The organism is Geminicoccus flavidas (genome assembly GCF_009806515.1).
In the GTDB taxonomy this organism is placed as follows: Bacteria; Pseudomonadota; Alphaproteobacteria; order Geminicoccales; family Geminicoccaceae; genus Geminicoccus; species Geminicoccus flavidus.
Map to the genome: position 1 here is coordinate 1 of NZ_WUJP01000203.1, position 3,208 is coordinate 3,208.

Genomic DNA, 3,208 nt, shown 5'->3' on the forward strand with positions numbered 1-3,208 from the left:
GGTGCACATGCACGCGCTGCGCTCGGTGGCGGAGCTGCTCACGGCCTATGTGCTGAGCCCGGTCGAGATCCGGCGCGACGAGACGGAGGAGGCCGACGGCATGAAGGGCTTCCCGCGCCAGCCGATCCCGCACCGCATGGCCCACGATCCGCGCGAAACCGACGCGCAGGATCGGCCGGAGCGAGCACCCGCCTGACCTGCTGGGGCGGGAGCGGCTGCCGGCTCGTGTCGGGCGGGTTCATCCTTTCTTAGGATTACCATGGCAAGGTCGCGACGACGGGCAGCCAGCAGGTGTGCAGATCATGTCGATCGCGTTGTTCCGGCGCATCTGCGGGGCAGAATCGGTCCGGGGTTGCGGCATGCGGTTCGGCCTCCGCCTGGTCACGAGCTTCGCCGGGCTGGTGATCGCCGGTGCCGTGGGACTTGCTGCCGTAGTGGGTCTCGGAACCCGCGAGCAGGATCTGGCCGCGTCGGTCGCCTCCGCGAGGCTGGCGGCGACCGCGATCCAGGCGCGCAACGCAGAGATCGGGCGCGTCGTCCGCGACTATGCACTCTGGTCCGAGGCCTATCGCAACATCTACCCGACGGTGAATGTCGAGTGGGTCTATGATGGCGCCAACTACGGCAGCAACATCTACGAATCGCTCGGCTACGAGTATGTCTTCATCATCGATGCGGCCGGCGGGACCCCTTATGCCGTCGACCGCGGCGAGATCGTGCCGGTCGATGCGTCCGAGGTGATCGGCCATGGCCTTCAGCGGCTCTTGCGGCAGGCGCGAAGCCGCGGCGGTCGCGACGGCCAGCCGGCGGTGGGCGCGGTGACCGTGGCGGGCAGGCCGGCCCTGGCCGCCGCGGTCATGGTCTTCCCGCATGACGACACGGTGGCGGGTGCCACCACCGAGACCGCGCCGCTGCTGGTGTTCGTCGATGTCCTGGACGAGGAGGTGGTCCGCAAGATCGCGGCGGACTATCTCCTGAACGACCTGGAATTTGAGCTGGTCCTGAGCGCGCGCCCAGGCCACTGGGCATCCCCGCCGCTGGTGGGTGCCGATGACGCCCAGCTCGGCTGGCTGCGCTGGCGGCCGGAGCGGCCGGGCACGGTGCTGCTGCATGCCGCCCTGCCCTGGCTCGGCGCGGCGGCGGCCGGCCTGCTCTTGCTGATCATCCTGACCGGCCGCTCGCTGCGCCGAGCCGCCGTGACGGTGGCGGCCAGCGAAGAGCGCTTCCGCGACGTGGCCACCTCGTCCTCGGACTGGATCTTCGAGACCGATCGTGAGCTGCGCCTGACCTACGTGTCCGGGCGCTTCGAGGAGGTGACCGGCATCCCGGCCCATGCGGTACTGGGCCGTTCTCTGGCCGCCGTGGTACGCCCGATCGACAGCGCCAGCGGCGGGTGTACCAGCGTGACCCGCGGCACGGCCCGCGCGCCGCTGCGTGATCTGCGGGCGACCGTCCGCGACGCGGGCGGCCGCCAGCGGACGCTGCGGCTGGCCTGCCTGCCGATCCTAGCCCCGGATGGCAGGATCGACCGCTTCCGGGGTGCTGCCACCGACATCACCAACGAGGTGGAGGCCAAGGCCCGCGCCGAGTTCCTGTCGCTGCATGATCCACTGACCGGACTGCCCAACCGCCTGATGTTCGCCGAGCGGCTGGCCGAGGTGGTGGCTGTGGCCCGCGTGGAGGCCAGATCCAGCGCCGCCTTTATCTCGACCTCGACAAGTTCAAGGAGGTCAACGACACGCTGGGCCATCCGGTCGGTGACCGGCTCCTGTGCGACGTCACCGCACGGCTGCGCGCCCTGGTGCGCAGCACCGACATGGTCGCCCGGCTGGGCGGCGACGAGTTCGCCATCCTCCTGTCCGGCTGCGGCGGCGTGGACGAGGCGGAGGCGTTCTGCCGTCGGGCCCTCGTGGCAATCGCCGAGCCGTTCGACCTGGAAGGGCAGGCTGTCCACGTGAATGCCAGCATCGGCGTGGCGGTGCTGCCGGCCGACGCGGACGAGGCGGACCTAGCGATGCGCTGCGCCGACCTGGCGCTCTATCAGGCGAAGAGCGAGGGGCGGGGCACGTTCCGTTTCTATGCACCTGCGATGAATTCGGAGCTGCAGCGGCGGCGGGACACTGAGCGGGAGCTGCGCCGTGCCCTGGAGGCGCAGGAACTGGAGCTGCATTTCCAGCCGAAATGCCGGGCCGACACGGCCGAGCTCGCCGGCTTCGAGGCCCTGGTCCGCTGGCGTCATCCCGAGCGCGGGCTGGTGATGCCGGGCGGCTTCATCAATGTGGCTGAGCGGACCGGCCTGATCCTGCCGATTGGCGAATGGGTGCTGGAAGAGGCCTGCATGGCAGCGGCGCGCTGGCCGGGCTATCCAGTCTCCGTCAATTTGTCGCCCGTGCAGTTGCGCAGCCCGCGCCTGATCACCACCGTACGGCGCGTGCTCGACCGCTCTGGCCTCGAGCCGTCCCGCCTGGAGCTGGAGATCACCGAGAGCTTCCTGGTGCACGACCTGGAGGGGGCACGCGGTGTCCTGCTGGAGATGAAGGCACTCGGCATCCGCTTGGCGATGGATGATTTCGGCACCGGCTACTCTTCCCTGTCCTACTTGCAGAGCCTGCCGTTCGACCGGATCAAGATCGACCGCTCCTTCGTGGCGCGGCTGGGCGGGGCGACCAAGGCGGAGGCGATCGTGCGCGCGATCATCACGCTGGCCCACGGCCTCGGCATCGCGACCACCGCTGAGGGTGTAGAGGACGCCGATCAGCTTCGCTTTCTGCGCGAGATCGGCTGTGACGAGCTGCAGGGCTACCTGTTCGGGCGCGCAGTGGAAGCCGGGGCCATCGATGCCACGATCAACACCGCGCAGGAGCGTGTTTCCGCTGGGTCGTCACGGCCCGTACCTGTCGAGGTGCCAGCCGATCCGGCGCTAGCTGGCGGCTGAGCGGCGTCTGGTGGATGCCGCAGGCAGGTACGATCGAATACAACCAGAAGACATGCCGGTTGAACATCAAGCAACCGTTGATTTAAATAGCCCTCCGCCCGACGGCGTCGGCTTGCAGAGCGATTCTTGAATATGGCCGAAGTGGTGACCGATCCGACCGTGCTAGTAGCCGGCACGGCTGCCGGGATGATGCCCAAGGCGAAGGCGGTGCCGCGTCCGGGCCTGGCCCGGTCCGTTGCCTTCGCGCCGGCACCCGGGCCGGCGGAGCTCGCC

General features: G+C 69.3%; 1 protein-coding gene and 2 pseudogenes. All 3 read left to right on the forward strand.

All coding sequences use genetic code 11. From position 1 onward, the window contains the following. Positions 1-196: pseudogene (locus tag EQG76_RS31565) on the forward strand (osmoprotectant NAGGN system M42 family peptidase); the annotation flags it as partial. 163 nt (positions 197-359) lie between these two features. After that, positions 360-1,568, forward strand: a pseudogene (locus EQG76_RS05510) (CHASE4 domain-containing protein); the annotation flags it as partial. Between the two features lie 173 nt (positions 1,569-1,741). Next, the gene (locus EQG76_RS32055; protein ID WP_235031218.1) at positions 1,742-2,935 is read left to right on the forward strand and encodes a putative bifunctional diguanylate cyclase/phosphodiesterase; all 1,194 of its coding nucleotides are present in this window, start codon (positions 1,742-1,744) and stop codon (positions 2,933-2,935) included. The last annotated feature ends 273 nt before the right edge of the window (positions 2,936-3,208 follow it).